Origin of the sequence: Bradyrhizobium sp. th-b2, assembly GCF_000426785.1 — a bacterium.
GTDB classification, from domain to species: domain Bacteria; phylum Pseudomonadota; class Alphaproteobacteria; order Rhizobiales; family Xanthobacteraceae; genus Bradyrhizobium; species Bradyrhizobium septentrionale.
This window is the reverse complement of the sequence record NZ_AUGA01000221.1, coordinates 1-1,811: the sequence shown is the minus strand read 5'-3', so window position 1 is coordinate 1,811 and position 1,811 is coordinate 1. Positions and strand designations below refer to the sequence as shown.

The 1,811-nt window shown below is 58.9% G+C and carries 1 pseudogene; it reads right to left on the bottom strand.

Annotated features, from left to right (window positions below):
* Positions 1–300 precede the first annotated feature (300 nt).
* A pseudogene (locus tag K359_RS0147800) lies at positions 301–1,811 on the bottom strand (hypothetical protein); the annotation flags it as partial.

The window sequence follows — 1,811 nt, the reverse complement described above, 5'->3', positions numbered from 1 at the left end:
TCAGCCTCGCTTTTGAGCTGTTCCTCGTTCCCGCCGTCCTCGCGCTTGCTCTGATAGCTGGCGGCGTAGTCTAGCTGCTCACCCTCCAGGGGCTGAAGCTGTGCTTCGATGGTCTACCGCTGTGGCCCAATGCTGGCTTTGTAATTTAAGCCGCGGATAATCAAACTTGTCTCCGGGTGAGACCCGTCCGGGAGGACGCCGCGCAGGCGATCCAGAGCTGGCACCAGAGGTTGTGGTTGCTCCGCCTGAAATGGCGCGCCGACATTTGAATCCTCGAACTTCCATAACCGCGTCCGATAATTAAGGCTGATTGACACTGCCCGTTGGCGAATGGCCATCTGAAGCGAACATCTCCAGAAGCTCCGCAGTATCCAGACTTTGGGTCGGCGGCCGGCCGGCTTGCGGGGCCTCGTCCAGCCAAATGCTGTCGGGGTCGACTGCTTGCAACAGCGAGGGAACGGGAGCGCCTGGCTGATTGACGCTGTCCGTTGGCGAATGGCCGGCTGAAGCGAGCATCTCCAGAAGCTTCGCGGTATCCAGACTTTCGACGGGCGGTAAGCCAGCTTGCTCCACTCCCGGCCAGATGCCATCAGGATCGACAAGGTCCGATGGCCGGGGACCAGCCGGATCAGGCTGATTGACATCATCCGCTGGCGAATGCCCGGGAAAAGCGAGCATCTCCACGAGCTCTGCGGTATCGAAACTTTCGGTTGGCAGCTGATCACTCGGATCCATGCCGTACTGAAGTCCCGCCAGGTCGTCAGTCGGCTGCGAGGATGCCGGTTCGTCATCCAGTAACCGGCGAAGTTCCTCCGAAAACGCCAGATCATCGCTCGCCAGTTGAGGGCCTTCACCGGAAGCGCCCTCGGCCTTGCGGTAGTCATGGATCATGCCAAGCCCGCTAATGAGGCTTTTGTTGCTGGGAAACAGCTTTTTTGCAAGCTGGAGGAGTTCGATGTGGTCTAGCTGATCAATCTCCTGACCACGGGAACCGAGCGCCCCTGCAAACCTCAGGAGATTTTTGACGGAGCTTTCGACGGCTTTCCTGGGGCGCTGACTGGCGGCAGCCGCGGCCTCGATGAGACTTTTGTCTTTCGCGGAGGGAGGATGATTGCCCTGGGTGCGCCTCGCCAGGATAGCCGGCTCACGATACTCCAGCAGCACTTCTAACGCGGAGCTTATCTGGTTGTCGCCCTCGTGTGCCGCCCTGGCATGGGCCGAGAGCGCATTGTGATCTAGCGCTGCAATTGTCTGTCCACGGGACTGTAGAGATTTCGCCAGATTTTGAAAAGCCCGGTAATATTTCGCGGTGGTGTTAGGTATCCATGCCCGACGCTCAGCAGCTGCCTGGACTGCGGCATCGACCAGACTTGCATCCTCTTCAGAGGGAAAGTCTCTTCGCCCGTGATCAGGCAAGGGATTAGGCTCACGATACTTCCGCAGCGCGCTCAATGCCGAAAGCACCGCCCCATCCCGAGGAAGAGACGTTCTCGCATGCCAGACCAAGGCCTCATGATCAAGCCCACCAATTGTCTTGCCCTGAGCTCCCAGATCGTTTCCCAAACTGCGAAGCGCCCGGCCGTATTCGTAGATTGTCCTTTTTTGCAGACCGCCGTCGCCAGCATTTCGGATGACGTTGTCGATGAGAGCACGATCCGTTTCTGACAGATGAGGATAATTGCCCGGTGAGGGCACGGCCTCGTTGATGGACACGCCCTGTTTCGCAGGGGGAACAACATAGCGTCGTCGTGGGCCGTCAGAAGAAGGATTGCGATACTTGTGAAGCGCCGTCAACGCCGGAGCCATTGCCC